At 69.2% G+C, this 25,596-nt stretch carries 24 protein-coding genes and 1 pseudogene; 13 read left to right on the top strand and 12 right to left on the bottom strand.

Annotated features, from left to right (window positions below):
• Positions 1-5: 5 nt before the first annotated feature.
• Positions 6-1,070 carry a GlxA family transcriptional regulator gene (locus NNI01S_RS13535; RefSeq protein ID WP_063917452.1) on the bottom strand — a complete coding sequence of 355 codons (1,065 nt, stop codon included), beginning with the start codon at positions 1,068-1,070 and terminating at the stop codon, positions 6-8.
• A 150-nt stretch (positions 1,071-1,220) separates the two neighbouring features.
• Here NNI01S_RS13535 and NNI01S_RS13530 point away from each other — a divergent pair, with 150 nt between their 5' ends.
• The 4 genes from NNI01S_RS13530 (at position 1,221) to NNI01S_RS13515 (ending at position 3,730) form a co-directional block, all read left to right on the top strand.
• Positions 1,221-1,646, top strand: coding sequence for a VOC family protein (locus NNI01S_RS13530; RefSeq protein ID WP_063020488.1), 426 nt, complete (start codon positions 1,221-1,223; stop codon positions 1,644-1,646).
• 110 nt (positions 1,647-1,756) lie between these two features.
• Positions 1,757-2,233 (top strand): hypothetical protein, encoded by a 477-nt coding sequence (locus tag NNI01S_RS13525; protein WP_063020405.1) that lies wholly within the window; start codon positions 1,757-1,759, stop codon positions 2,231-2,233.
• Positions 2,234-2,490: 257 nt separating this feature from the next.
• Positions 2,491-2,928, top strand: a complete 438-nt coding sequence (locus NNI01S_RS13520) for an ATP-binding protein (protein WP_063020487.1) — start codon at positions 2,491-2,493, stop codon at positions 2,926-2,928.
• Positions 2,921-3,730, top strand: a complete 810-nt coding sequence (locus NNI01S_RS13515; protein WP_063020404.1) for an RNA polymerase sigma factor SigF — start codon at positions 2,921-2,923, stop codon at positions 3,728-3,730. The genes NNI01S_RS13520 and NNI01S_RS13515 overlap by 8 nt, the downstream gene beginning before the upstream one ends.
• Before the next feature lie 16 nt (positions 3,731-3,746).
• Here NNI01S_RS13515 and NNI01S_RS13510 read toward each other — a convergent pair whose 3' ends face one another.
• Positions 3,747-4,241, bottom strand: a complete 495-nt coding sequence (locus NNI01S_RS13510; protein WP_157114756.1) for a MarR family winged helix-turn-helix transcriptional regulator — start codon at positions 4,239-4,241, stop codon at positions 3,747-3,749.
• 88 nt (positions 4,242-4,329) lie between these two features.
• Here NNI01S_RS13510 and NNI01S_RS13505 point away from each other — a divergent pair, with 88 nt between their 5' ends.
• On the top strand, positions 4,330-6,444 hold the full coding sequence (locus NNI01S_RS13505; RefSeq protein ID WP_245676091.1) for an MMPL family transporter: 2,115 nt from the start codon (positions 4,330-4,332) through the stop codon (positions 6,442-6,444).
• On the opposite strand, the gene NNI01S_RS13500 is transcribed toward NNI01S_RS13505, so the two are convergent.
• From NNI01S_RS13500 to NNI01S_RS13470, 7 genes are all read right to left on the bottom strand, one after another.
• Positions 6,405-7,232: a sterol desaturase family protein gene (locus NNI01S_RS13500; RefSeq protein WP_063020402.1), complete on the bottom strand. Its 828-nt coding sequence runs from the start codon at positions 7,230-7,232 to the stop codon at positions 6,405-6,407. The two genes, NNI01S_RS13505 and NNI01S_RS13500, sit on opposite strands and share 40 nt — an antisense overlap.
• Before the next feature lie 3 nt (positions 7,233-7,235).
• Complete coding sequence (locus NNI01S_RS13495) at positions 7,236-7,949, bottom strand: FadR/GntR family transcriptional regulator (RefSeq protein WP_063020401.1); 714 nt, start codon at positions 7,947-7,949, stop codon at positions 7,236-7,238.
• A gap of 187 nt (positions 7,950-8,136) precedes the next feature.
• Positions 8,137-8,310 carry a CsbD family protein gene (locus NNI01S_RS13490; protein WP_063020400.1) on the bottom strand — a complete coding sequence of 58 codons (174 nt, stop codon included), beginning with the start codon at positions 8,308-8,310 and terminating at the stop codon, positions 8,137-8,139.
• Between the two features lie 204 nt (positions 8,311-8,514).
• On the bottom strand, positions 8,515-9,330 hold the full coding sequence (locus NNI01S_RS13485; RefSeq protein ID WP_157114755.1) for a hypothetical protein: 816 nt from the start codon (positions 9,328-9,330) through the stop codon (positions 8,515-8,517).
• Positions 9,331-9,644: 314 nt separating this feature from the next.
• Positions 9,645-10,940: a bifunctional o-acetylhomoserine/o-acetylserine sulfhydrylase gene (locus NNI01S_RS13480; RefSeq protein ID WP_063020398.1), complete on the bottom strand. Its 1,296-nt coding sequence runs from the start codon at positions 10,938-10,940 to the stop codon at positions 9,645-9,647.
• Positions 10,941-10,988: 48 nt separating this feature from the next.
• Positions 10,989-11,504 carry an OsmC family protein gene (locus NNI01S_RS13475; RefSeq protein WP_063020397.1) on the bottom strand — a complete coding sequence of 172 codons (516 nt, stop codon included), beginning with the start codon at positions 11,502-11,504 and terminating at the stop codon, positions 10,989-10,991.
• Between the two features lie 91 nt (positions 11,505-11,595).
• Entirely contained in the window at positions 11,596-12,741 is a 1,146-nt protein-coding gene (locus NNI01S_RS13470; protein ID WP_063020396.1) for an AI-2E family transporter, read from the bottom strand.
• A 148-nt stretch (positions 12,742-12,889) separates the two neighbouring features.
• Between NNI01S_RS13470 and NNI01S_RS13465 the strand changes: the two genes are divergently transcribed.
• Positions 12,890-14,341, top strand: coding sequence for an SDR family oxidoreductase (locus tag NNI01S_RS13465; protein ID WP_369689666.1), 1,452 nt, complete (start codon positions 12,890-12,892; stop codon positions 14,339-14,341).
• 436 nt (positions 14,342-14,777) lie between these two features.
• The gene (locus tag NNI01S_RS13460; protein ID WP_245676090.1) at positions 14,778-16,103 is read left to right on the top strand and encodes a vWA domain-containing protein; all 1,326 of its coding nucleotides are present in this window, start codon (positions 14,778-14,780) and stop codon (positions 16,101-16,103) included.
• 108 nt (positions 16,104-16,211) lie between these two features.
• Here the strand turns inward: NNI01S_RS13460 and NNI01S_RS13455 are convergent.
• Positions 16,212-16,486, bottom strand: a pseudogene (locus NNI01S_RS13455) (hypothetical protein).
• Between the two features lie 317 nt (positions 16,487-16,803).
• On the opposite strand from NNI01S_RS13455, the gene NNI01S_RS13450 reads away from it, so the two are divergent.
• From NNI01S_RS13450 to NNI01S_RS13440, 3 genes are all read left to right on the top strand, one after another.
• Entirely contained in the window at positions 16,804-17,097 is a 294-nt protein-coding gene (locus NNI01S_RS13450; RefSeq protein WP_040865713.1) for a hypothetical protein, read from the top strand.
• A 241-nt stretch (positions 17,098-17,338) separates the two neighbouring features.
• Complete coding sequence (locus NNI01S_RS13445) at positions 17,339-18,751, top strand: DUF1254 domain-containing protein (RefSeq protein ID WP_063020393.1); 1,413 nt, start codon at positions 17,339-17,341, stop codon at positions 18,749-18,751.
• Positions 18,752-18,911: 160 nt separating this feature from the next.
• The gene (locus tag NNI01S_RS13440; RefSeq protein ID WP_063020392.1) at positions 18,912-20,309 is read left to right on the top strand and encodes a DUF1254 domain-containing protein; all 1,398 of its coding nucleotides are present in this window, start codon (positions 18,912-18,914) and stop codon (positions 20,307-20,309) included.
• Between the two features lies 1 nt (position 20,310).
• Here NNI01S_RS13440 and NNI01S_RS13435 read toward each other — a convergent pair whose 3' ends face one another.
• A complete protein-coding gene (locus NNI01S_RS13435; RefSeq protein WP_063020391.1) occupies positions 20,311-20,754 on the bottom strand; it encodes a group II truncated hemoglobin in 444 nt (147 codons plus the stop codon).
• A 259-nt stretch (positions 20,755-21,013) separates the two neighbouring features.
• Here NNI01S_RS13435 and NNI01S_RS13430 point away from each other — a divergent pair, with 259 nt between their 5' ends.
• Positions 21,014-22,243: a cytochrome P450 gene (locus NNI01S_RS13430; protein ID WP_063020486.1), complete on the top strand. Its 1,230-nt coding sequence runs from the start codon at positions 21,014-21,016 to the stop codon at positions 22,241-22,243.
• A gap of 8 nt (positions 22,244-22,251) precedes the next feature.
• Positions 22,252-22,977, top strand: a complete 726-nt coding sequence (locus NNI01S_RS13425; protein WP_063020390.1) for a TetR/AcrR family transcriptional regulator — start codon at positions 22,252-22,254, stop codon at positions 22,975-22,977.
• A gap of 7 nt (positions 22,978-22,984) precedes the next feature.
• Here NNI01S_RS13425 and NNI01S_RS13420 read toward each other — a convergent pair whose 3' ends face one another.
• Complete coding sequence (locus NNI01S_RS13420) at positions 22,985-25,000, bottom strand: TerD family protein (RefSeq protein ID WP_084488770.1); 2,016 nt, start codon at positions 24,998-25,000, stop codon at positions 22,985-22,987.
• Between the two features lie 85 nt (positions 25,001-25,085).
• Here NNI01S_RS13420 and NNI01S_RS13415 point away from each other — a divergent pair, with 85 nt between their 5' ends.
• Positions 25,086-25,583, top strand: a complete 498-nt coding sequence (locus NNI01S_RS13415) for a hypothetical protein (RefSeq protein WP_084488769.1) — start codon at positions 25,086-25,088, stop codon at positions 25,581-25,583.
• Positions 25,584-25,596 lie beyond the last annotated feature (13 nt).

The following is a 25,596-nucleotide window of genomic DNA, read 5'->3' as shown; positions in this document are numbered from 1 at the left end:
GTCGGTCACCGGAATCCTCCTCGCGCGGCCGCCTCGGCGCTGGTGCCGGACGATACCGCCCCCGGATCTCGGGCGCCGGACACGTCTGGCGGGACTCGATAGGACACGCGCGTAATGCGGATTTCGGAGATCGACATGCCACGGCGGCGGCGGAACAAACCGCGCAGGGTCCCGGCATTGAGATAGCCCACCTTGGCGGCCACCGCGTCCACGGTGAGAGAGGTGGTGCGCAGCAGATGCACGGCGCGTTCCAAGCGGATGTCGTGCACGAATTCGGTGGGCGACATGCCGAGTTCGGCGTGCGTGGCCCGCTGCAGACTGCGTTCGGTGACGCCGATGGCGCGGGCGGCGTGGGAGATCCGGAAATTCTCGCCGAGGTGCGCGCGAACCCAGCGTTCGAAGGCGGCGGTGACGGAATCACCCCGGGCGATGATCTCCGGGACGATGAACTCGCGTTGCGGTCGTCCCGCTCCGACCGCGAGGTAGCGCATCGCGCGCTCGGCCAGCGCCGGGCTCGTGCCCGCGATCAGCGACAGCGCGAGGTCCATGTGCGACAGCGCCGCGCCCGCGGTGCTGACGCCACGGCCGCGGCACAGCGTCCGGCCCTCGTCGAGTTCGACGCGCGGATAACGGCGCCGGAAACTCGGGCCCAGCCACCAGCTCGTCGTCGCGGGGGAACCGTCCAGCACGCCCGCCTCGGCCAGGAAGAACGTTCCGGTGCACGCTCCGGCGAGATGAACCCCCCGATCGCGGGCCGTGATCAGCCGTTCCAGCACGGGGCGGCTGGCCGGGGCGGAAACGAGGTCGATCAGCGCCGTGGCTTCCAGGACGTTCACCGCGGGCACGATCATCTGCTCGAATTCGTCGCCGAGCTCGTCGAGCGGGATCGTCGGCACGGTGTTGCCATGGCCCGACCGCACCGTGGTGCCGAACGACGCGGTGCGCACCCGCCACGGCTCGGGCGGGTCGGGAAGTTCGGCGCGCACGGCGTTGGCGGTGTTGAAGGTCTCCAGTAAGGCGGCGTATCCGAAGTCGGCTACGCCGTCCACGACGAAGACGACGACGTTCATGTCGGAAACGGTACCGAATATGTCGTTTCCGACACTCGGTTCCGGCGTGATTCTGTCCTACCGTCATCGGCAGACGGCTCGCCGGAGACGGTATCGCCCGGAGAGCCGATCGAGCCCGCCATACCTCGCCTGCTGGGAGTTCGCGTGACCATGATCGAAACGACCGGGACCCACCACATCCGGCTGACGGTGACCGACCTCGCTCGGTCCCGAGCCTTCTACCGGGACGTGCTCGGTTTCCCGATCGCCGCCGAATCGCCGGGCAGCCCGGACGATCCAGCGGTGCGCGCCGATCCGATGCGCCTGTTCGGCGGCGTGGTGTTCCAGGCCAACGGCATGCTGCTCGGCCTGCGGCCGGTGGCCGCCCCGACGGACCGATTCGATTCCGAGCGGGTGGGTTTGGACCATCTCAGCTTCACCGTTCCCGCGCGCGACGATCTGGTGGCCGCGGCCGCTCGCCTGTCCGAAGCCGGCATCGAACACGGCGAGATCACCGAGATGACCGATTTCGGGATCGCGATCCTGTCGTTCTCCGACCCCGATGGCATCCATCTCGAACTGACTGCGCCCCTGTGAGTTTGCGCGCGCCCGCAGCGGGCATGCCGGATCCGGAATGAGCGCTGTCCTGATGAAGGCTTGGACGACCGGCCGTGCGATCGGTGCGGTCGTGCCGGGGAGGTAGGCCGATGCTGGTCCAGCGTGCTCGACCGCGGAAGCTGTCCGAGAACGCGGCTTTGCCCGATCCGAGCGCGTTGCTGTGCGCGCTGGGCGGGCAGCACGTGCAGGGCCCGGTGAGCCGGTGGGCGCGTGAGTTGACCGAACTGCATCGGCAGTGCCGCGACGACGCGCGAAACGAGGTCTCGATCCGGCGGCGCCGGAGCGAGCTGGTCGACCGGATCGACACGTGGGCGACGCTGCACCTGCCGCGCGCCGCGCCGGGAGTGCGTCTGCACGACGCGAGCCTGGGTGAGGTGATCGATCGGATGGCGGCGGTCGCCGAAGAAGCGTTCTATCTGCTGATGAACGACGATCCGGGCGGCGAGCGTATGCATGCGGCGTGGACCCGGCTGGCCGAACTGGAGATCGCCTACACGGATCTGGTGCGCGCGGTCGAGGACGGCAGGCGCCGTCTGCCGGCGAAACGGACATCGGGAGCGGAATGATCCTGGCGACGGCTCGTCGGCGGCGCTGCGGAAATCCGGTGCCGCGCCCTCGGCGGACTCGGGCGCCGACTCGGACGAACGCGCTGGTCATCGTCCGTTACCGGGTGGCGGGTAAAGCGCGCTTTCGCGCGGCGGGGCCTTCTCGGCGCGCCACCGCGGGCGAAGACGCGCGCGTTGTGCCGTGGCCGATCGAAAGCCGTGGATGGGAGGGCGTAGGCTTGGCGCTCCGACGGACGCGCGACTTCTGGGAGCTGTGCATGAGCAAGGGTGAGGGGACTCCTCCCGCGACGACGCGGACCGGCACGATCAGCGTGCGGGTGCCCGCGGTGTCCGAACAGCTGGCGATGCTGCGTGCCTTGGCCGAGACCGTCATGCTCATGGCCGATTTCGGCATCGATGAGGTGACCGACATCCGGCTGGCGCTCGACGAGGTGGCCAGCGCGCTGGTGCTGGACGCGGTGGACGGCGCGGAACTCGAATGCGCGTTCGGCTTCGAGGACGACGCGGTGGAGGTGTGTGTCTCCACCGTCACGGTTTCGGACACCAGCCCGGACGAGTCCGGCTTCGGCTGGCACATCGTGGCGACGCTGACGGATTCGGTCTCGGCGTCGCGCGGCGCGCACGACTCCGCCGCGGGCGGCTACCCCACTGTCGTCGACTTCCGTTGGGTGCGCGGCGGCTCGAATAATGAGTAGCGAGTCGAATCAGGTCGATCCCAAGCGCAAGTCGCGGGGCGACAGCTACGACAATATCGAGCCACTCTTCGCCGAACTGGCCGCGCTGGCCCCGGACGATCCGCGCCGCGAGGCCGTGCGCACCGAGTTGATCGAGCGCTGCCTCCCGCTGGCCGAGCACATCGCTCGCAAGTTCAGCGGGCGCGGTGAGAGCTTCGAGGACCTGCTGCAGATCGCCCGGGTGGGCATGCTCGCCGCGGTCGACCGCTTCGATCCGGGACACGGCGCGACCTTCCTCTCCTTCGCCGTGCCGACGATCATGGGCGAGGTGCGCAGGCATTTCCGCGACTACGCGTGGTCGGTGCGAGTACCGCGGCGACTCAAGGAGATCCAGTCCACGATCGGTCCGACCGTGGAGATCCTGTCGCAACGGCTCGGGCGCATGCCGCGGGCGCGGGAGATCGCGGAGGAGCTGGGCGCGGACCTCAACGAGGTGACCCAGGCGCTCATCGCTCGCAATGCCTACCAGACCTCCTCGATCGACGCGGCCTCCGACACCGACGACGCCGAATCCGGCGGTCCCTCGCTGCTGGACTCGCTCGGCGCCGAGGACCCCGATTTCAGCACCGTGGAGAACTATCTGGCGGTGAAGCCGCTGCTGGCCGCGTTGCCGGAACGTGAGAAGCAGGTGCTGGTGATGCGCTTCTTCGATTCGATGTCCCAGGAGCAGATCGCCCAGCGGATCGGCTGTTCGCAGATGCAGGTCTCGCGGATTCTGTCGAAGACCTTGAAATCGCTGCGCGAGCAAGCCCTCCGGGACTGACCCGCGAGCCGGGCGTTCACTCGCCGGTCAGCTCGTCGTGGTACTCGCGCATCGCCTGGATGACGGCGACCAGGACGCGGTGCGCGCCACGCAGATCCGCGTCGGCCAGGTCGGCCATCGCGGCGCGGGTCCGTCGTCCGAGCGGTGTGAAGAAGCCGCGCGCCACGTCCATTCCGTGCTCGTCGTAGTGCAGGATGACCCGTCTGCGATCGGCCGGGTCGGCGGCGCGGCGCAGGTGACCTGATTCGATCATGCGCTCGACCAGATAGGTCACCGCGGAGGACGAGATCCCCATCAGCTTGCCGAGGCCGCCCGCGGTCAGCGGCGCTCCCTCGATCTCGGCGGTCGCGACGTGCATCAGCGCGCGGAAGTCGTTGGCGCGCAGGTCGTTGGTGCGCGCGAAGACCTGCCCGATCTGCTCGGAGATCGCGGTGAGGGCCCGGATGTCGGCGGCGATGTCGGTTTCCAGTCCGTCACGGTCCGGCCTGTCGGCGTTCGGCTCCTCGGTCAACGGCGCATCCTTTTCCACACGGGGGATCAGCGTAGTTCAGCCAGTGTCTCAATTGCTTAATATTTCAATTTCTGAGAGAGTTGCGAATGTGAGCGCTTGGGATCGCTATGCGTCGTTGGTGACCGCCCGGACTTCGTGGGTGCTGCTTCTGGTCCTCGCCGCGGCCTCGATAGGCCTGATCGGTGCGGTGGGCGAGAACGAGTCCGCCGGGCAGGCCCCGACCGCGCTGCCGTCCTCGACGGAGTCGGCGCGCGTCGAACAGGCGCTGGAAGAATTCCCGGACTCCGGGACCGCCGCGGCAATCGTCGTCGTCACGCGCGCCGATGGGGCCGACCTGAGCGACGACGATCGGAACGCCACCGTCGCGGCGGTGACCCGCGCGTCGGGACAGACACCCGGCCCCGGCGATCTGATCGGCGCGCCGGACCGGAAAGCGGCGATCGGGCAAGTGCCGATAGACGCCGATCTGAGCGGATTCGCGCTGACCGACCGCATCGGCGACATCCGCGCCGCCGCGCGCGACGGCTTGCCCGACGGGCTCGTTCTGCAGGTCACCGGTGGTCCGGCGTTCGGCGCCGATATCGCGGACTCGTTCTCCGGCGCCAATGTCACGCTGCTCGCGGTGACCGCGGTGGTCGTCGCGGTGCTGCTGATCGCGACGTATCGGTCCCCGGTGCTGTGGCTGGTGCCCCTCGCGGTGGTCGGCGCGGCCGACCGGGTGGCCACCAGCGCCGGAACCGCGCTGGCGCGGGTGACCGAGCTCAGCTTCGACGGTTCGACCTCCGGCGTCACGAGTGTGCTGGTCTTCGGCGCGGGCACCAACTACGCGCTGCTGCTGGTGTCGCGCTATCGCGACGAGCTGCACCGGCAACCGGATCACCGTGCGGCGTTGCGGCAGGCGGTGCGGCGCGCCGGGCCGGCGATTCTGGCCAGCAACGTGACGGTGGTGGCCGCACTGCTCGTGCTGCTGCTCGCGTCGGTGCCGAGCACGCGCAGTCTCGGGGTGATGGCCGCACTCGGCTTGCTGGTGGCGGTGGCGTTCGTGCTGCTCGCGCTGCCCGCCGCGCTCGCGTTGTGCGGGCGCGGGGTGTTCTGGCCCTTCGTGCCGCAGGCCGACGACCGCGATACGGCGGACGAGGGCGTCTGGCACGCGATCGCCGCGCGGGTGGTGCGCAGGCCAGCGCTGGTCGCCGGCAGCGCGATCGTAGTGCTCGCGGTCTGCGCGACCGGGTTGCTCACAACGCAGGTCGGGCTCTCGCAGACCGAGCAGTTCCGGGTCCGCGCGGAATCGGTGGAGGGATTCGACGCCCTCGCGCAGCATTTCCCGTCCGGCGCTTCCGATCCCGCGATCGTCCTCGCGCGCGGCGATGCGGCGGCGGGAGTCGAGGAGGCGCTCCGGCGGACCGAGGGCGTGGTGCTGACTTCGCGGACGGGCGCCTCGCCGACCGGGCTGACCCGGTGGTCCGTGGTGCTCGACGCGCCGCCGTCCTCCGCGCGCGCCTTCGACACGATCGAGGCGCTGCGGGCGTCGGTCGCGCAGGTGCCGGAAGCCGACGCGATGGTCGGTGGCACCGACGCCCAGGCGCTGGACGTCCAGACCGCCGCGAGCCGCGACCGCAAGGTGGTGATCCCGCTCATCCTCGTGGTCGTGCTGGTGGTGCTGCTCGCGCTGCTGCGCGCGGTGCCCGCCGCGTTGCTGCTGGTGGCGGTCACGGTGTTGAGCGCGCTGGCCGCGCTGGGGCTGGGCAGCTGGATGAGCGAGCACGTCTTCGGCTTCCCGGCGCTGGACATCAGCGTGCCGCTGTTCGCGTTCCTGTTCCTCGTCGCGCTCGGCGTGGACTACACGATCTTCCTCGTCAGCAGGGCCCGCGAGGAGACGCCGCGATACGGCACCACGCGCGGCATGGTGCGGGCGGTGTCGGTGACCGGCGCGGTGATCACCAGTGCGGGCATCGTGCTGGCGGCGGTGTTCTGCGTGCTCGGCGTGCTTCCGCTGATCACTCTCACCCAGGTCGGCATCGTGGTCGGCCTCGGCATCCTGCTCGACACGTTCGTGGTGCGCACGGTGGTGATCCCGGCACTGTTCAGCCTGATCGGGCGCAGGATCTGGTGGCCGAGCGAGCTGCGGCTGGTCGAGGAGCACGGTGGTCCTTCCGCCGCGGATCAGTCGGCCGGAGCCCAGCCCGGGCCGCGCAGCAAGTAGCCGCCGCGGGCGCGCCAGGAGGATGCGCCGCGCAGATCGCGCCAGATCGAGGTCCACTCGTGGGTGGCGACTCTGGCCGGGTTGAACGTCTCGATGTTCTTGGTGAGCCCGTAGCGGACCCGTTCGCCCTCCGGTTCGAACGTGCCGAACAGCCGATCCCAGACGATCAGGATGCCGCCGTAGTTCTTGTCCAGGTAGCGGTCGTTGGAGCCGTGGTGCACCCGGTGATGGGAAGGCGTGTTGAACACGAATTCCACCGGCCGCCAGAGCTTCCCCACCCGCTCGGTGTGGATGAAGAACTGGTAGAGGAGGCTGACCGACTGCTGCAGCAGGATCATCCAGGGCGGGAAGCCGACCAGCGCCAGCGGCAACCAGTAGGGCAGCGAGCTGAACGGGGTCCACGGTTGGCGCAGGGCCGTGGAGAGGTTGTAGAACTCGCTGGAATGGTGCACTACGTGGCTGGCCCAGAGCACGCGCACGGTGTGGTGGGTGCGGTGATACCAGTAGTAGGCGATCTCGTCGGCGAAGAAGAGCGCTATCCAAGTGAGCGGATGGCCGGTCGGGAGATGCACCGGGGCAACCAGATACGCCGCGGTGTACACCGCGACGACGACGAGCTTCCAGCCCAGGTTCACCACCACATTGCCCAACCCCATGAGCACGCTGGTGCGGGCGTCATCGAACCGGTAGCCGAGTTGGTCGTCGTCGGGCAGCAGGTGGAAGGAGGCGGCTTCCAGTGCCAAGCAGAGCACGAAAACCGGTATGGCGTGGGCGATCAGGTCGAACAAGGGTCAATCTTCCGGTAGGTCTTGAGCGTCCACCAGGCGGGTGAGCAGGGCGTAGGCGGTGTCGTAGGACGCGGCGGCGTCGCGGCGGGCGATGTACTCCGCGAGGGTGCGGTGGGCGCCGGGATCGATGTATTCCATGTTCAGGCCCAATTCGGCGACGACCTCCATGCCGATCCCGAAATAGCCCGCGACAAGGGTGTTCAAGGCCAGTCGGTAGGCGAGGTTGCCTGAGCCGTCGAGGATGGCGACCCAGAACGCCAAGTCGGCCTCGACCACGGTGCCGAACGGCGCGGTGGCATCCGGATAGGCGGCGGCAGCGCGCCGCACCGCCGCCAGTTGCTCGGCGTCGGCGTGCTCGGCGCACAACCGGGCCGCGTCGGCGGCGACCGACCGCCGCATGACCGCGATGTCGCGCAGTATCCGTTGCGCGGGTACCGCGCCCGAACGAGTGACGGCGGTCAGGATGTCCAGGCCCGCGTGCGAGCGCCAGTCGAGCACCCGGGTCTTGCCGCCCGGCGTGACGCGAACCAGCCCGCTCTGCTGCACGCGCTTGAGGGCTTCGCGGACGGCGTGCCGGTTCACCTGGAACATCTCGGCCAGCTCCCGTTCCGAGGGGAGCGTGGCCTCCGGGGCGATCCGTCCGCTCAGGATCGCGTCGATGATCTGGCCGAACACGACATCGGAGACGGCGGTGCGCGCGACCGCGGCGAATTCCATGGAGCCGAGTGTGGCGCATCGAGGTCAACAGGTCAACTGGTTGGACCAGTTGACGTAAAGAAAGGCGGGTGGCCGCTCGGTGCGGCCACCCGCCCAGTCCTGCGCCTCGGCCGTAGGGGACGACTCTCGTCGGCAGCGTCCTCTTGGCGTACTTCGCTACGGCCGTCGCGTGTCCGTCAGGCGGTGGTCAGTGCCGGAAGGCGTCCTTGACCTTTTCCCCGGCGTCCTTCAGGTCCGACTTGACCTTGTCGGTGCGGCCTTCGTCGCGCTTCCCCCGGTCGCCCGCGGCCTCGCCGAAGGTTTCCTTGGCCTGACCAGCGACCTTTTCGGCCTTGTTCTTCGCCTTGTCGACTGTGCTCATGTCACAACCTCCTTGTGAAGAGACCGGCCGACCATCTTCAGCCGGTCCTTTTCTGCGATAGCCCGTTATCGGCAGGCCAAACCTCCGGCATTCCCCGGTAAAGCAGAAGACCCGGCCGAAACCGGGTCTTCGCGGAATTCGTGCGCATCGAAAACGGCGAGGCCGGCGATGTTTTCTGGTCGCGTGGCGCGCCGGGAAAGCGGATTACGTGGCCGGAACCGTGGGCGGCGTGAGAAGCCCTTGCAGCACACCGACACCCGCGCCCACAGCCGCGCCGACGGCGATGGCCGGGGACGCGACGAACCCGTAACCGATGGCGGCGCCGAAAGCCATGACGGCCACCGTTCCGGTCGGGAACATCGGCAGACCCGCGATGGCGCCGCAGACGGCGCCGATGACCGCGCCGATGGAGGCGACCGGCGAGGCCACCATACTGCCCACCGACGCGCCGATCGCGGTGGAGCCGAGGAGGTCGGCGGCGATGCGGTCGGAGCGCGATGGCTCGAAACCCACCGAATCAAGGGTCTGCGCGATACCCGCTTCCGGCCCCGCGACCGCGTCGTTGAAGATCTTGCCCTGCTCGGGAGTCAGGAAGTCGGGTCGGCCGATCACCACCGAACCCACGCGCAGGGTGCCGGGAGGAGCCTCGATCGGCGCGACCGCGGGAGCCGGGGCAGCGGGGTTGGGCAGATGCAGCCGCTGCGGGACGATGGGGGCGACCACATTCGGGTCGGGCATCGGCCGGTTGGTGCTCAGATCGTTGCGGCCCGCGGAGACCGGGGGCGCGGGAGGCGCGACCTCGGGCGGAACGACGTCGTCCACGGGATCGGCCGCCGGCGCGAGGACGCCGACGGCGGGCGCCGGGGCGAACGGGATCTGAACGGAGATCTCCGGCAGCAGCGGGTCGGCGGTGGCGGTGGCGCCGCCGACCACGGACAACGGGATTGCGCTCGCGACGACCAGAGTGGCGGCGCGGCGTAAGAAGGGGTGTGCTGGAGTTTCGGGTACCGCTATGTCCATGAACTTACCCACCTCATTCTGAAGAGGACATATACCTACCTTTCTAGTTCGGTTCAGAAAGCCTTACGGATGCGCGAAAGTTCGAATTCTTTTCGATCGTGAGGAACCGCGCATGTGCCAATCGAATCCGCACGGCCGAGGCGAATAGCTGTGCGCTGGAGGGTGACCGGCAGTTGTTGTCGTCACGGTCCTATTTGCCAACGGAAATCATGAAAACCAGCGCTAAACGGGTTTCCGTCCTGCTGTGTCGCGCTCGATCCGGATCGTGGACAGGCAACGCGCCCCGGGGTGGATCCACCCCGGGGCGCGACGCGTCAGGAAGCGGCGGCGAATCCGGCGCGCAGGTCGGCGAGGATGTCGTCGATTCCCTCGATGCCGACCGCGAGCCGGACCAGGCCGGGTGTGACGCCCGCGGCCAGTCGCTCTTCCGGTGTCAGCTGCGAGTGGGTGGTGGAGGCCGGGTGGATCACCAGCGAGCGCACGTCACCGATGTTGGCGACGTGACTGTGCAGCCGCAGCGCCTCGACGAACCGCTTGCCCGCGTCCACGCCGCCGGCCAGCTCGAAGCCGATCACCGCGCCGGCGCCCTTCGGCGCGAGGGCGCGGCCCCGCTCGTACCACGGCGAGGACGGCAGGCCCGCGTAGGACACCGAGGTGACTTCCGTACGGGTGCTCAGGAATTCGGCCACCGCCTGCGCGTTCTGCACGTGCCGCTCGATGCGCAGGCTCAGCGTCTCCAGGCCCTGGCTGATCAGGAACGCGTTGAACGGAGAGACCGCCGATCCGAGGTCGCGCAGCAGTTGCACGCGCGCCTTCAGCGCGTAGGCGGGCGCGCCGAGTTCGGCGTACACGACACCGTGGTAGCTCGGGTCGGGTTCGGTGAAGCCGGGGAAGCGGCCACCGGTCCAGTCGAACTTGCCGCCGTCCACGATGACGCCCGCGATGGCCGCGCCGTGGCCGCCGAGGTACTTGGTGGCCGAGTGCACGACGATGTCGGCGCCGTGGGCCAGCGGCTGGATCAGGTACGGCGTGGCGACGGTGTTGTCCACGATCAGCGGCACACCGTGGTCGTGCGCGACCCCCGCGATCCCCGGGATGTCGAGGATGTGGTTCTGCGGGTTGGAGATCGTTTCGCCGTAGAGCGCCTTGGTGTTCGGGCGGATCGCGGCCTGCCACTGCTCGAGATCGTCGGGGTCGTCGACGAAGGAGACCTCGATGCCGAGCTTGGGCAGCGAGTAGTGGAAGAGGTTGTAGGTGCCGCCGTAGAGCCGGGGGCTGGACACGATGTGATCGCCGGCGCCCGCGATGTTGAGGATCGCGAAGGTCTCCGCGGCCTGCCCTGAGGCCAGCAGCAGGGCGGCGACGCCGCCTTCCAGGGCGGCGATGCGCTGCTCCACCGCGTCCTGGGTCGGGTTCATGATCCGGGTGTAGATGTTGCCGGGCTCGGCCAGACCGAACAGCGCCGCCGCGTGCGCGGTGTCGCGGAAGGTGTAGGAGGTGGTCTGGTAGATCGGCAGCGCGCGAGCGTTGGTCGTGCCGTCCGGAATCTGTCCGACGTGGATCTGCTTCGTCTCGAAGCTCCAGTCCTGGGACAGGTCGGGTTCGGTCATCGGAGTGGTCCTCCTTCTGGTGGTTGGTCGATCGGATTGGGACGGCGGCTAATCGGTGATCAGGATGGTCTCGACCGGAGTGCGCCCGGTGGTGAGATCGAGCACGGGGCAGTGCGCGTCGACGGCCTGCTGGAGTTCGGCATAGCGCTGTTCGGTATCGGGTCCGCCGATGTGAACGGTCACCCGCACCGCCTGGAATCCGGCGCGGACGTTGTCATCCAAGCCGAAGAATCCGCGCACGTCGAGATCGCCCTCGGCGCTCACCGACAGTTCGTCGATCGTGACGCCCAGGCGCTGGGCCCAGAACCGATAGGTCACCACCTGACAGGCGATGAGCGACGCCAGGTACACCTCGACCGGATTGGGCGCGGTGTCCGCGCCGCCGAGCGCGGGCGGTTCGTCCACGCGCACGGTGTACTTGCCGAGGGTGATCGCGCTGCCCACCGTCCCCTCCGTGGCCCCGGAGGCACGGAACACCACCAGCGCGTTCGCCGGGTCCTCCGCGACGGCGCGGGCCGTCGCGTCGGCGATGTCGTTGAGCGGGGTGCCCACATCAGTTGTCATGTCCACTGACGCTAGGAACCGCGGCGGTCGACGGCGATAGTTACATTCGGACTGAGTGCAACAATGGCGCGCGACCTTGCGTGTGACGCGGTCAGTCCGCGGGCTCGGGCTCGCTCTCCGGTTCCGGCGGCGGCGCGGTGGCCGCGTCGATTTGTTCACCGACGTAGCGCAGGACGACCGCCGCCATCGCGACCACGGGAACCGCAAGGAACGCGCCGACGATCCCGTAGAGCGAGCCGCCCGCGGTGACCGCGAGCAGCACGATGACCGCGTGCAGTTGCATGCTGCGGCTCTGCAGCACCGGCTGCAGCACGTTGCCCTCCAGTTGCTGCACGGCGATGACGATGCCGAGCACGATCAGCGCGGTCACGAAGCCGTTGCCCACCAACGCGACCAGCACCGCCAGCGCACCCGCGACGAACGCGCCGACCATCGGGACGAATCCGCCGAGGAAGGTGATCACCGCCAGGACCAGCGCCAGCGGTACCCCGAGGATGACCAGGCCGGCGCCGATGCACACCGCGTCGACGAGGCTGACCAGCGCCTGGGTCCGGATGAACCCGCCGAGCACGACCCAGACCCGGCTGAGCACCTCCTCCAGGTGCCTGCCGCCGCGGCTGCCGGAGACGCTGTGCAACCAGGGCAGGAAACGCGGTCCGTCCTTGACGAAGAAGAAGCTCAGCACGAGCACCAGGAACAGGGTGACCAGCACCGACGTCGCGGTGGTCACGCCGCTGAACACGCCGCTCGCGATCTGCTCCGAACTCGACTGCAGCCGGGAGACGATCGCGTCCACGGCCGAATCCAGTTGCTCGTCACGGATTCTCAGCGGCGGACCCTGTAACCAGTCGCGCACCTGGTTGACGCCCGCGCTCGACTTGTCGGCCAACTCCGGCGCCTGGTCCACGACCGACGGCACGATCAGCGCGATGATCCCGGCCAGCACACCGATGAATCCGAGCACCGCGAGCGAGGCGGCCGCGGCGGGCGGCAGGCCGCGCGCGGTGAGCCAGCGCACGGGCGGCCACAGCACGGTGGCGACGACGATCGCCAGCGCCACCGGCAGGATCACCACCCACAGCCGGGCGACCAGGAATCCGAGCACCCACGCGCCCGCCGCGATCGCGACGATGCACACTGCCCATTTGGCCAGCCACACCAGGCCCGCACCGATGACCTCGCCGCGATCCCGCGGTGCGGGCTTGTCCAATCCGTGGCTTTTGCTACGTTCGCTCACGGGCCCAGTCTGGCACGAGGACGCCGGATCGATCAGAGCTCGCGCAGGTCCGCCCGCCCGCGCACCGGTCCGGAGGCGCGCTGTTTGACCCCGTGGCCCCGGGTCATCACCTGAGCAGGTCGTCGGAAGGGTGGTTGCCGTGCGGTGTGTGGTGTTCGGTGCGACCGGCTACATCGGCGGTCGGCTGGTGCCGGAGCTGCTGCGCGCCGGTCATACGGTCCGGGTGCTCGCTCGCACACCGGGCAAGCTCGCCGAGGCGCCGTGGCGCGATCGCGTCGAGGTGCTGGCCGGTGACGTGACCTCCGCCGCCGACGTGCGCGCCGCGCTGGCCGGGCAGGACGTGCTGTATTACCTGGTCCACTCCTTGACGCGCGCCGACTTCGACACCGTGGACCGGGAAGCCGCCACGCTGGTCGCCACCGAGGCGGCGGACGCCGGGCTGACCAGGATCGTCTATCTGGGCGGTATCGTCCCGGATGCGCAGCGCCTGTCGCGGCACCTGGCCTCCCGCGCCGAGGTCGGCGAGATCCTGGGGGCGGGCGCGGTGCCCGTCCTGGTGCTGCGGGCCGCGGTGATCATCGGTTCCGGGTCGGCCAGTTTCGAGATGCTGCGCTACCTGACCGAGCGTTTGCCGATGATGGTGACCCCGCGCTGGGTGCACAACCGGATCCAGCCGATCGCGGTGCGCGATGTGCTGTATTACCTGACCGAGGCGGCGGCGTTGCCCGAGGGCGCGGGCGGCGCCTTCGACATCGGCGGTCCGGACGTGCTGACCTACGTGCAGATGATGCGCGGCTACGCCGAAGTGGCGCAGCTGCCGCGCAGGCTGATCGTGCCGGTGCCGGTGCTGACGCCGTGGCTGTCGGCGCAATGGGTGAATCTGGTGACGCCGGTGCCGCGGTCGATCGCCGTGCCGCTGATGGAATCGCTGATCAACGATGTGGTGTGCCATGACCACGCGATCGCCGGCCTCATCCCGGACCCGCCGGACGGACCCACCGGATACCACCGGGCGGTGACGCTCGCGCTGCAGAAGATTCGCGACCTGGACGTGCCGACCAGGTGGTCGGACGCCCATCCGCGGGGGGCGCCGTCGGATCCGCTGCCCACCGACCCGGAGTGGTCGGGCGGGTCGCTGTACCGGGATGTGCGCGAACGGCACACCGACGCCGACCCCGCGACGCTGTGGCGGGTGATCGAGGCGATCGGGGGCGAGCACGGGTGGTATTCGTTCCCGCTCGCCTGGTCGCTGCGCGGCTGGATAGACCGGCTGGCGGGCGGTGTCGGTCTCGGCCGCGGGCGCCGTGATCCGCACCGGCTGCACGAGGGCGAAGCGCTGGATTGGTGGCGGGTGGAGCGGCTGGACCGGCCCCGGATGCTGCGGTTGCGCGCGGAGATGCGGGTGCCGGGCCGGGCTTGGCTGGAACTGGCGGTCGAACCGGACGGACCCGGCGCCACCTATCGTCAGTGCGCGGTGTTCGAGCCGCACGGACTGGCCGGGCACCTGTACTGGAAGTCGATCGCGCCGTTCCACGCCGTGATCTTCGGCGGGATGGCGCGCAACATCACCGGCGCCGCGGAAACGGCCCGCGCGCGCTGACGCGGGGGATTCGCTTATCCGGCGGCGGGGGAGATCTCCAGGGCCGCGGCGATCAGCGGCCAGGAGTTGCGCGGGTCCTGCTGCCAGTAACCCTGGGAGTGCGTGCCGACGGGCCGAGTTGGGTTGGATCAGCAAACGATTCGACCATCTTCCCGATCCCCTGTACGGCGGGAAGCGCTGCCACCGGGCCGGTCGCGTCTTCGAAACGCCTCATCGAGGCCAGCATTGTGGCGTCTCGCAGCCTGGAAGCATCAACGTTCACAGCCGATCCCGCGACGGCCGACGGGTGCCGGGCGTGGTGCCCGCGGTCCGGTCGAAGGGGCGGCCTGCGAACGCTCCCAGTGCGCTACAGCGACCGCGAGTTCGGCGGAGTTCCGGCCGGTCTGGCGCGGCGAACGTTCCGCATTCGAGCAGCGCTCGATTTACGCTGATCGCGGTGGCGGTTTCGGAGCGACGACGGCTGGGAGTCTCGGTGGGCGCGGCATTGATCAAAGGTCAGAACGCGGCGTTGGACGTGGCGCGCGTGCTGGTGTCGGTGCGCACCGACGCCGCGGTCGATGTGTCAGCGCTGTTGGTGACCGAGGCCGGTCGCGTGCGATCGGACGCGGACTTCGTGTTCTTCAACCAGCCCGGCGCGCCGGGTGTGTCCCTGCAACCGGGAACGCCGGGCGCGCTGTCGGTTTCGCTCGGCGACCTGCCACCGGACATCGCGCAGTTGCGGGCCGTGCTCACGCTCGACGATCCGGACGTGACCTTCGGCCGGGTCGCGCCCCCGGTCGCCACGGTGGCCGACGCGGCGGGAAACGTGCTGTACGAGTACCGCATCGAGGGTTTGGGCAGCGAATCCGTGGTGATCGCCCTCGAGCTGTACCGTCGCCAGGGCGGATGGAAGGTGCGCGCGGTCGGGCAGGGCTATGCGGGCGGTTTCGCCGCGCTGGTCACCGATCACGGCGTGAGCGTGGACGAGCAGCCGTCTCCGGCGGTCGCGTCCGCGGAACCAGCCGCGCCGGATCCGTCGGCGAGGGTAGTCCCGGACGTCTTCACCGTCCCCGGGGAGGCGAAGCTCTCCTTCGAGAAGCGCGCGAGGTTGGACCTGCGCAAGCGCGAGGTCGCGAAGGTACTCATCGACAGGGACGCGTTCGGCATCCGCGCCCGCGTCGTCCTGGTCGTCGACAAGACGGGCAGCATGAACCGGCAGTATCGCGACCAGGTGGTGCATCGCGTCGTGCAGCGGATGATTCCCGTGGCCACGCAGCTCGACGACGACGGCACCCTGGAGGCGTACCTCTACGCCGTCTCGTTCGTCAAGTTGCCCGACATCGCTGTCGAGCACGCTGACGAGTGGGCACGGACCTATCTGCATCTCGGCGGAACCCACGGCGGCATCGACTACGACCGGCTCGGCGGCCGCAACGAGGAATTGCCGATCATGCGCGACATCATCGACTCGCTGCGCCCGGGCGGCCGCCCCACTCTGGTGCTGTTCTTCACCGACGGCGGCTTCGCCAGGAAGCGCGAGATCGCGGCGCTGATGCGGGAAGCCGCACTGCTGCCTGCCTTCTGGCAGTTCGTCGGCCTCGGCCGCGCCAATTACGGTCTGCTGCGCACTTTGGACGAATTGTCCGACCGAGCGGTGGACAACGCGGGGTTCTTCGCCCTCGACGACATCGATCAGGTCGACGACGCGCACCTCTACGCCCGATTGCTCGGCGAATTCCCGGACTGGCTGCGCGCCGCGCGAGCCGCGGGCATCCTGCGCTGACCCGCGCGTCGGCGCCATCTCGGCGGCCGGCGGGAAGCCGCACTGCCCACGAAAAAGCCCCGCCTGTCATAGCGAGAAGCTATGACGAAATATGAACGCTGCTGCGGATCAGCCGATGACGGCGTTCATGATGGTGCCGCGCTGGTGGCGATCACCCCGCCGATCATGGCTCCCGCCACCATCTTCGGCGACTCGAGCCCGCCGCCGGTCCACTTCTCCCAGGCGAAGCGGCCACCGGCGTAGATGATGCCGCAGATGCCCGACAGGAGCACGAACCACGTCAGGTAGCGGACCAGTTGAAGGAACTTGTCGGAGATCGGCGGTGCTTCTGGGGTGGGGTTGCCGATCTGCGCCAGGGTGTCGTAAGCGGCGGCCAGGATCATCGTCGTTCGCTCATTCTGGATTCGGGACAGGGGCAAGTGATTCGCTCAGAAGATCGTATCCGTTCGCTCGCCGCGATGCAGTCAGGTCCGTGCAGCGCAGGGAAGTTCGTGTTTCCGGTGTCCTCGCCGGGGTAGCCCGATCCCGGGTCCTCCCGCCCGCACCGCCGTGCGGCGGCGGAGGTTCCGCGCAGTGCGCCCACCACGGCGCGCTCCGTGCCCGTATCCTGGTTCGTGGCCGAATTCATCGGTGGTCGAACAGCTTTCGTAAAGAGGCTGGTCGGCGGCAGGGTTGTATTCGAGCGTAGAGGGAGTAGACGGTGAGCATCATTCTGGCGTCGGTCGGCGATTCGTTCACGACGTTGGCGCAGATCGGCAATCCGACCCCGGAGGCGCCGCCCCTGGCGGACAAGCTCTTACAGTTCGTGCGGTATCTGACCTGGTTCGCGCTCGCGTCCGGCATCGTCAGCATCATCTACGCGGGCGGCAGATTCGCCTGGGAGAAGTGGAGCGGCGGCGGCCTGCAGTCGCCGAAGATGATCGCGGGCGCGATGCTCGGTGGTGTCGTCGCCACCAGCGCGGGCACCATCATGAACACCGTTCTGGAATTCTGACCGCGGCGCGATCCTCCCACGCTGCGCCGCCTGCGCCCGGCGAGCGTGCCCGCAAAGGTCGCCGCGGTCCGGGACGCCCAGGGATCCGGCCGACACATCGAGCCGCCTCGGCGTCCCGGGGCGGCCCCCCGGGCGCTCATCCTGTAAATGCCCCGCTGACCTGCGGTTTCTGCCTCGGAGGGCGGTTATACTCCGGTGCGGATCTCGCGGTGCCCGATAGGATCGGAGGCGGAGCAGGATCATGGACGAGAAGACCGAGGGCGAGTTCAGGGTGTCGCGGCGCACGGCGCTCGGCATCGCGGCGACATCGGTGGCCGCGTTCGGCTGGGCGGCGTGCGGCCGTTCCGGCGACCACAGTTCCGTTCCCGATGACGCCGCCACGATCGCCAAGGACGCCTACGTATTCGGCTACCCGCTGGTGCTGATGGACGTCACCCGCATCGCGGCGGAGGCGTCCACGCCCGTCAACCGGTTCGAGCACGCGGCCTCGTTGCCCACCCCGGCGCAGCGAGAAGTGGTGCGGCTGGACCGGGATACGTTGCGATCGACCGCGTGGCTCGATCTGGCGAACGAGCCGATGGTGCTGAGCGTCCCCGCCATGGACCGGGGCCGGTTCTGGCTGGTGCAGCTGCTGGGCGCCTGGACGAACAACGTGCACAATCCCAATGGCCGCCGTCCGCAAGCGCAGTCGGCGTCGCCGCCCTACACCTATGTGGTGACCGGCCCGGGGTGGTCGGGGACTTTGCCCGAGGGGTTGACGCCCTTACCGATGCCGACGCCGACGGCGTGGCTGATCGTGCGGATCCAGGTCGACGGCGAGACCGATCTGGCGGCCGTGCGGTCGTTGCAGCAGCGGTTGCGCCTGGTGCCGTTGAGCGCGTGGGTGGCGGGCGTCGAGCCGCCCGCCCCCGCCGCTCCGCCCTGGCAGGCGAGTGTGCAGCCGCCGCCGGAATGGATCGGGGAGATGGACGCGAAGGTGTTCTTCGATCGGATGTGCGCGTTGCTGGCGGTGAATCCGCCCGCACGCGAGGACGAGCCCGCCATGCGGCGCTTCGCGACGATCGGCATCCGGCCCGGCGGTGCGGTCGAAGGCCTCTCCGACGTCGAGCTCGCCGCCGCGGTGGGCACCGCCCAGCAGCAGATCCCGGTGTATCTGGGCGCGCGGACAGTGAACGAGAACGGCTGGCTCGTCGACCCCGACGTCGGGCGCTACGGCACCAACTACCTGCTGCGCGCCGCCATCGCCCGGGTGGCCCTCGGCGCCAGTCCGGCCGAGAGCGCCTTCTATCCGACGCTGTTCGCATCGACCGGCACCGGCGACGGCGCAGGCCGATTCCGGCTGCATTTCGCACCGGGCCAGCTGCCGCCCGTCGACAACTTCTGGTCGCTCACCGCCTACGACGCCGACAGCTACCTGGTGCCCAACCCCGCGGAGATCTACACGGTGGGCCATCCGGATCCGGTGATGCTCAACTCCGACGGGTCCGTCGACATCGCGTTGCAATACACCGATCCCGGCCCGGCCGTACCGGCCGGAAACTGGCTGCCGATCCCGGAATCCGGGCAATTCTCCCTGACCCTGCGCATGTACGCGCCCAAGGCGGAGGCCATTCAGGGGCGCTGGCGTCCGCCGCCGCTGATGCCGGCGTCCTGATCCGCCCTCCGCGCCGCCGCGGTCGGAGCCCATGTCCGGCGAAGCCGCCGCGCCGGATCGCGGTTCAGGGCGCTGACCAGCCACTTTGCCTCGATGAGGCGGTTATACTCCGGAACGGACCTGGCGCGGTGACCGATCGGATCGGAGGCGGAACAGGATCATGGACGACCGGACCCACCGCGAATCCGCGCTGTCGCGGCGCGCCCTGCTCGGCATGGCGTCGATGGCCGCGCTGGGTGCGGCCGCGTGCGGCGGATCGGACGAGAGCGGCCCGGCCCACCGGGTGACCAGCGAAGCGGGAAATATCGCCAAGGATGCCTACGTCTTCGGATTTCCGCTGGTGCTGATGGACGTCACCCGCGTCGCGGCGGAGGCGTCCACGCCCGTCAACCGGCTCGAGCACGCGGTCTCGTTGCCGACTGCGGCGCAGCGGAACGTGGCCAGGCCCGACCCGGACACGCTGCACTCGACCGCGTGGCTCGATCTGGCGAACGAGCCGATGGTGCTGAGCGTGCCCGCCATGGACGGGGGCCGGTTCTGGTTGGCGCAGCTGCTGGATGCCTGGACGAACAATGTGCACAATCCGAGCAGCGTCCGGCCGCGGTCCCAGTCGTCGCCCTATGCCTATGTGGTGACCGGTCCGGGGTGGTCGGGGACTTTGCCCGAGGGATTGACGCCCTTACCGATGCCGACGCCGACGGTGTGGCTGATCCTGCGGATCCAGGTCGACGGGGAGAAAGACCTTCCCGTCGTGCGGTCGTTGCAGCAGCGGTTGCGGCTGGTCCCGTTGAGCGCGTGGAGCGCGGGCGCCGAGCCGTCCGCGAGCGTGCCGCCCAGCGGGCGATCCGACGGGCAGCGGCCGGTCGATCAGGTCATGGGAATGGACGCGCACGATTTCTTCGATCGGATGTGCGCGTTGCTGGCGGTGAATCCGCCCGCGCCCGCGGACGAGCCCGCGATGCGGCGCTTCGCGACGATCGGCATCCGGCCGGGCGGCGCGGTCGAAGGAATCTCCGACGGGGAGCTGACCGCGGCGGCGGACACCGTGAAGCAGCAGCTCCCGGTGACCCTGGGGGCGAATACGACCAACGACAACGGCTGGGTGTCCGATCTCGGGGCGGGCCGGTACGGCACCGACTACCTGCTGCGGGCGGTCACCGCGTTCGGCGCGCTCGGCCTGCCGTTGCCCGAGGACGCGCATTACCTCTTCACGGCGGTCCAGGCCGGCTCCGGGCCGTTCCGGCTGCACTTCGTGTCGGGGGAGCTGCCGCCGGTCGACGCCTTCTGGTCGCTGGGGGTCTACGATGCCGGAGATTACTTGGTGTCCAATCCGGCCGAGATCTATTCGATCGGTCACCATGTCCCCGTCGTGCTCAATCCGGACGGCTCCCTCGACCTCACGCTTCAGCACGATGATCCCGGTGCGGGCGTCCCGGAGGGCAATTGGCTGCCCATCCCGGAGTCCGACCCGTTCTCGGTCACCCTGGCGTTGTTCGCGCCCGAACCGTCTGTTCTGCAGCGTCGCTGGCAGCCGCCCCCACTGATCGCGCTGCGCTGAGCTAGTCGTCGCCCGCCCAGGTCCAGCGCGGGACCTCGCGGATCGGGTGCAGCTGCGCATCGCTGGTCGCGTGCGAATTCTGCTGCGCGACCTGCGATCCGAATGCGATGTGCTCGTAGACCGCGGTGCGGAACGCCTCGTCCTCCAGCAGCCCGGCCTCCTGGAAGGTCTGCATGTACACCTCGACGAAGCGTTCCCGCTGCTCGTCGGTGATCCGCAGGCCACGGTGCACCGCGATGATGTAGTCGAACCCGAGCTCCCGGGTGAAACGATCCGGTCCGCCGAAGGATTCTGCGGTGAACCAGGTGAGATGGTCGACGTGCTGCGGCAGTCGTTCGGTGAACAACGTCTTCAGCACCGGATCGGCGAGCGCCTTGTCGTAGAACGCCGCTTCGACGCGATGAAGCGTCTCGTCGCCGCCGACGTGGTCGTAGAGACTGGGCATCGGACCTCCCGGGCCGGGTGGGGCTGTGGATCTCATTACAGGCAGCCCGCCAGTCCGGTGTCCAGGCGAGTCGCGGTATTGGCCGGTATCGGCCAGCGGGGCGAACCGACCGGTCGCGCGGATGGGCACCAAAAAAGTAAACGCGTTTTACTAAACAGTGTTCACGGAGGCTGGTTCTGTGGTTGCATCTCCCTTGACCGTGTTCGCCACATCGTCGGTGGATCTGCGCCCAGATCCCCGTAGGAGTTCAGCCGTGACCGTGACCACGCCCTCGATCCCGACGGGATTCGACTTCACCGACCCCGATCTGCTCGCCACCCGCCTGCCCATCGAGGAGTTCGCCGAACTGCGCCGCACCGCCCCGGTGTGGTGGTGCGCCCAGCCGGATCGGGCCAGCGGCTTCGACGACGGCGGATACTGGGTCGTCTCCAAGCTCGCGCACATCAAGGAGATCTCGAAGAATCCCGAGATGTTCTCCTCGCACGAGAACACCGCGATCATCCGGTTCAACGAGGAGACCACGCGCGAGCAGATCGACATGCTCGGCGACATGCTGCTGCTCAACCTCGACCCGCCCAAGCACACCAAGACCCGCCGCATCATCTCCAAGGGCTTCACCCCGCGCGCGGTGGAGAGCCTGCGCGCCGCGCTGACCGAACGCGCCGCGCGGATCGTGCACGAGGCCAAGAAGTCCGGCAGCGGCGACTTCGTCGAACAGGTTGCCTGTGAACTGCCGTTGCAGGCCATCGCCGAGCTGCTCGGCATCCCGCAGGAGGACCGGAAGAAGATCTTCGACTGGTCCAACCAGATGATCTCCTACGACGACCCGGAGTTCGAGGGCGACCACCACGCCGCCACCGCCGAGGTGATGGGCTATGCCTGGAACATGGCCGAACAGCGGCGCGCCTGCCCGGCCGAGGACATCGTCACCCAGCTGGTCAACGCCGACGTCGACGGCGAGCACCTCGGCTCGGACGAGTTCGCGTTCTTCGTCATCCTGCTGTCGGTGGCGGGCAACGAGACCACGCGCAATTCGATCACCCACGGCATGAAGGCGTTCGTCGACCATCCCGAGCAGTGGGAGATCTACCGGCAGCAGCGCCCGCGCACCGCGCCCGACGAGATCGTCCGCTGGGCCACCCCCGTCACCGCGTTCCAGCGCACCGCGACTCAGGACACCGTGCTCGGCGGCCAGGAGATCAAGCAGGGGCAGCGGCTCGGATTGTTCTACAGCTCGGCCAATTTCGACGAAGAAGCGTTCGGCAATCCGTTCACCTTCGACGTGTTGCGCGATCCGAACCCGCATGTGGGTTTCGGCGGCACCGGCACGCACTACTGCGTCGGCGCGAACCTCGCGCGGCTGCAGATCGATCTGATGTTCAACGCCATCGCCGACGTGATGCCCAACCTGCGGCAGGTCTCCGATCCGGTGCGGCTGCGGTCGGGCTGGCTGAACGGGATCAAGCGCTGGGAAGTCGAATACGCTTGAATCGAACGGTGCAACAGTCCAGACCACGAGGCCGCGCGCCGGTGGTGACCGACACCGACATCCGGCGGGTGGCCAGCGCACTGCTGGTGCAGCGCGGGCCCGACGCGGTCACGCTGCGCGCCATCGCGCGGGAACTCGGCGTCACCGCGCCCGCGCTGTACCGCTACTACAACTCGCTGGAAGACCTGCTGGAGCGGCTGCGACTGGACTTCTGCGCCGACCTGGCCGAGGACCTGACCGCCGAGATCGCCACGCTGCCCGATGACGGCGCCGCGCAGTTCTTCGCCATCTGCCGTGGCTTCCGGCGCTGGGCACTGACGCACACCAGGGAGTTCACCCTGGTGTTCGCCTCGCCCGGCGCCGGCCAGGCCCGCGCGCTGCGCCGCTTCGACGAGCCCTTCGGCCGGGTCTTCCTGGCCGCGGCGGGCAGGCTGCTGGCGAACTACGACATCGTCACGCCACCCACCGACGTCATCCCGCCGGAGTTGCGCGACGATCTGGTGCACTTCCAGACCGAACTGCTGGCCGCCCTGTCGGAGTCCAGCCAGAAATTCCCCGCCGAGAAGCTGGATCTCGGGGTGACCTACCTGATGATCCAGATCTGGGCGCGGCTCTACGGCCACGTCACGCTCGAGGTGTTCGGGAACTATCCGATCCCGCTGGACAACCCGGAGATCCTGTTCGACGCGATGCTGGCCGACCTGGGCCGTACCGCAGGCCTGCTCGTCGACTGAGACCGGGCTATATCCGGGCGCCCTTGGCCCGGTTGCACGCGCGGCACAGGATCTGCAGGTTCGCCGCGCTGGTCGCACCGCCGCGGCTGAGCGGAATGATGTGGTCGAACTCGAGGTAGTGCCCGTCGCCGCATTCGACGCATCGGCCACCGTCGCGCTGCCACACCTGCGCCTTCACCTCCTGCGGGATACTGCGGGTGTCGCGCTGGCCCGGGGTGAGGACGAGGCGTTTGGCCACGCGCAACGCGCCTTCCAGCGCGGCCGAGACGTAGTCCGGATCGTCGACGGCGAAGGTCGCGCCGCCGCGCGCGGAGGTGGCCGCGACCACCACCGTCCCCTGGTCGGTATGCACGGCGACCACCCGTGACCACGGCATCTCGATACCGGTGTCGGCGCCGACGAAACGCAGCTTCTTGTTGCTGCCGATCAGCCTGCCCTCGGTGAGTTTCGGGCCGCGCGCGAGTTGACGCACGTGCGTCGCGGGCAGATCCAGGTGCACCTGTTCCTCGGGGTCCAGGTGCAGGCCGGGCGTACGGACCACGGGAAGGTCGCCCGTGCGCAGGCGGTGGAGGGTGTTGCCGCGATGCATACGTCGGCGCAAATCCTCGATCAGCGGTCCGCCGAGCCGGAGTTCGGTAACCGCCTGCTCGAACAACTCCAGTTCCCCGTCCCTGACCTCGCCGTCGGCGAAGGCGAAGGTGACCAGCCGCTCCACATAGCTGAGCGCCGCGTCGCGCAACGCCGCGCGTCCGGCTGCGGCGTCGATGCGCTGATAACGCAACGACGCCCACAGGTCCGCCCACTCGGGACCGCGCGGCCCCTGACCGGTGAGCACCCGCCACGCGCGCGTGTGCCAGTGGGTGAGGTACTCCTCGATCTCCTGCGCACACCTCTGGCAGGGCGCGAACCCACCGAAAAGCTTTCGGCGCAGCGCGTTTCCGCAGCGAGCGCAATGGCGGCCGCCGGACGGAGGGCGCAGATACCGGTCCTCGGTCCATACGGTGCCGTCCCACCAGCGCATGACCTGCGGATTGGCCGGATCCGGGTGCCAATCCGCGAGTTCGGGGTTCGGCGGCGGCGGAGCCGGCGGTGCGGCGTCCCGGCTGTGCCGGTGGAGGTCGACCGTGCGGTGGGCGTGCGGTCTCGGCAGGGGCGACGTATCCGTACGGTCGAGCACTTCGGTGCGTGGCCGGGCAGGGGAGTCGACCCCCGGGCGTGCGGCGCTGCCCTCGAGCCGTCCGGGCGAGTCGTCGGTGCGCATGGGTTCGGGTGGAACCGGCACGTCTTCCGCGATGTCCGTTCGCTCGATGTCGGCGGGAGATCCACCGTCTCGCGGAGGGGGACCGGAGGGCAACGATCCGTGGACGAAGCGTCGGCCCGGGGTCGGGTCGTGCCGAGCCGACCGGTCGGCGGCGGATTCGGCTTCGGCCGGGGAAAGTCGTTCGTGCGTGGAAGAATTGGCGACCGGACGGCGTATCCGAAACGGGTTGGTGGGATGGGTGGTGCGGGCGGGCGCCGAGGGATCATCGACCTGGACGCCGAACTCGGTGATCAACCCCGCCAGTCCGCCCGCCCAGCCCTGGCCGACCGCGCGGAACCGCCAGTGTCCGTCGCGGCGGTAGAACTCGCCGAACATCATCGCCGACACCGCCTCCGCGATCTCGATCTCGAACGTCGCGACCGCCCCGTCGACCGAGTGCACAGCGACGGTGAGCCCGTGGATATCGCGAAAAGTGCCGTCCTCCACCGAGCCGGAGACCACGATGCGGTCGACGTCGGCTTCGGTGCGCGGCAGCGAGACGCTCAGCCGCGCGGTGCCCGGCGCGGGCTCCTGATCGAGCGTGACCGCCTGCGAGACGTGCCGCGGCGCGTTGTAGAACACCAGGTCCCGGTCCGAGCGCACCGTGCCGGAGCCGTCCAGCAGCAAGGCGTGCGCGTCCACAGCGTGCTCCGATCGCCATGAAACGACCACGGCTAGAAGGGATGTCGGTACCGCTGCGTTCGCGCCCTTGCTGAGTTTCATGGTGCTCGAACTATGCCACGGCCCTCCGACACGCCGAACGCGCGAGGGGAGGTCCTTCGGCGGGGCGTACGGCACAGTGTTCCCCATGACGAACCCGAAACGCCCGGGTCGTAAGCCGCCGACCCCCAAACTGCCCGGCGGGCGCGTACCCGGCCCCGCCGACGTCCTCGCCGCCGCCCAAGCGGCGGTAGAGGCGGCGCAGACGGCCGCGGGCCAGGCGCTGGAAGCCGCTCAGCTGACCGCGACGTCGGCGTTCGATACGGCGGTGCGGCTGCCCCCCGCGTCCGCTCAGCTGGCCGCGCAACTGCCCGGCCTGATCGAGAGCCTCTCGACCGCGATCGATCGGCTCAACTCCACCATCGATCGGCTCGACCGAACCCTGGCCCTCGCCGATCCGGCTTTCGCCGCCTACGACCGGTTGCTGCCCCGGCTGGAGGCGATGATCTCCCTCGGCGAGGACGTGCTCGGGCGTTTGGCGAAGGTGCCCGGCGTCGCGTTGCTGGGCAAGCTGACCGGCTTGAGCGCATCGCAACCACCCGCCGAGGAACCGACTCCGCGAAAGCCCACCCGACGGCGCAAGTGACCGGAACGGCGCT

The sequence above is a fragment of the Nocardia niwae NBRC 108934 = DSM 45340 genome, assembly GCF_001613465.1.
GTDB classification, from domain to species: Bacteria; Actinomycetota; Actinomycetes; order Mycobacteriales; family Mycobacteriaceae; genus Nocardia; species Nocardia niwae.
This window is presented reverse-complemented; position numbering and strand designations above follow the sequence as displayed.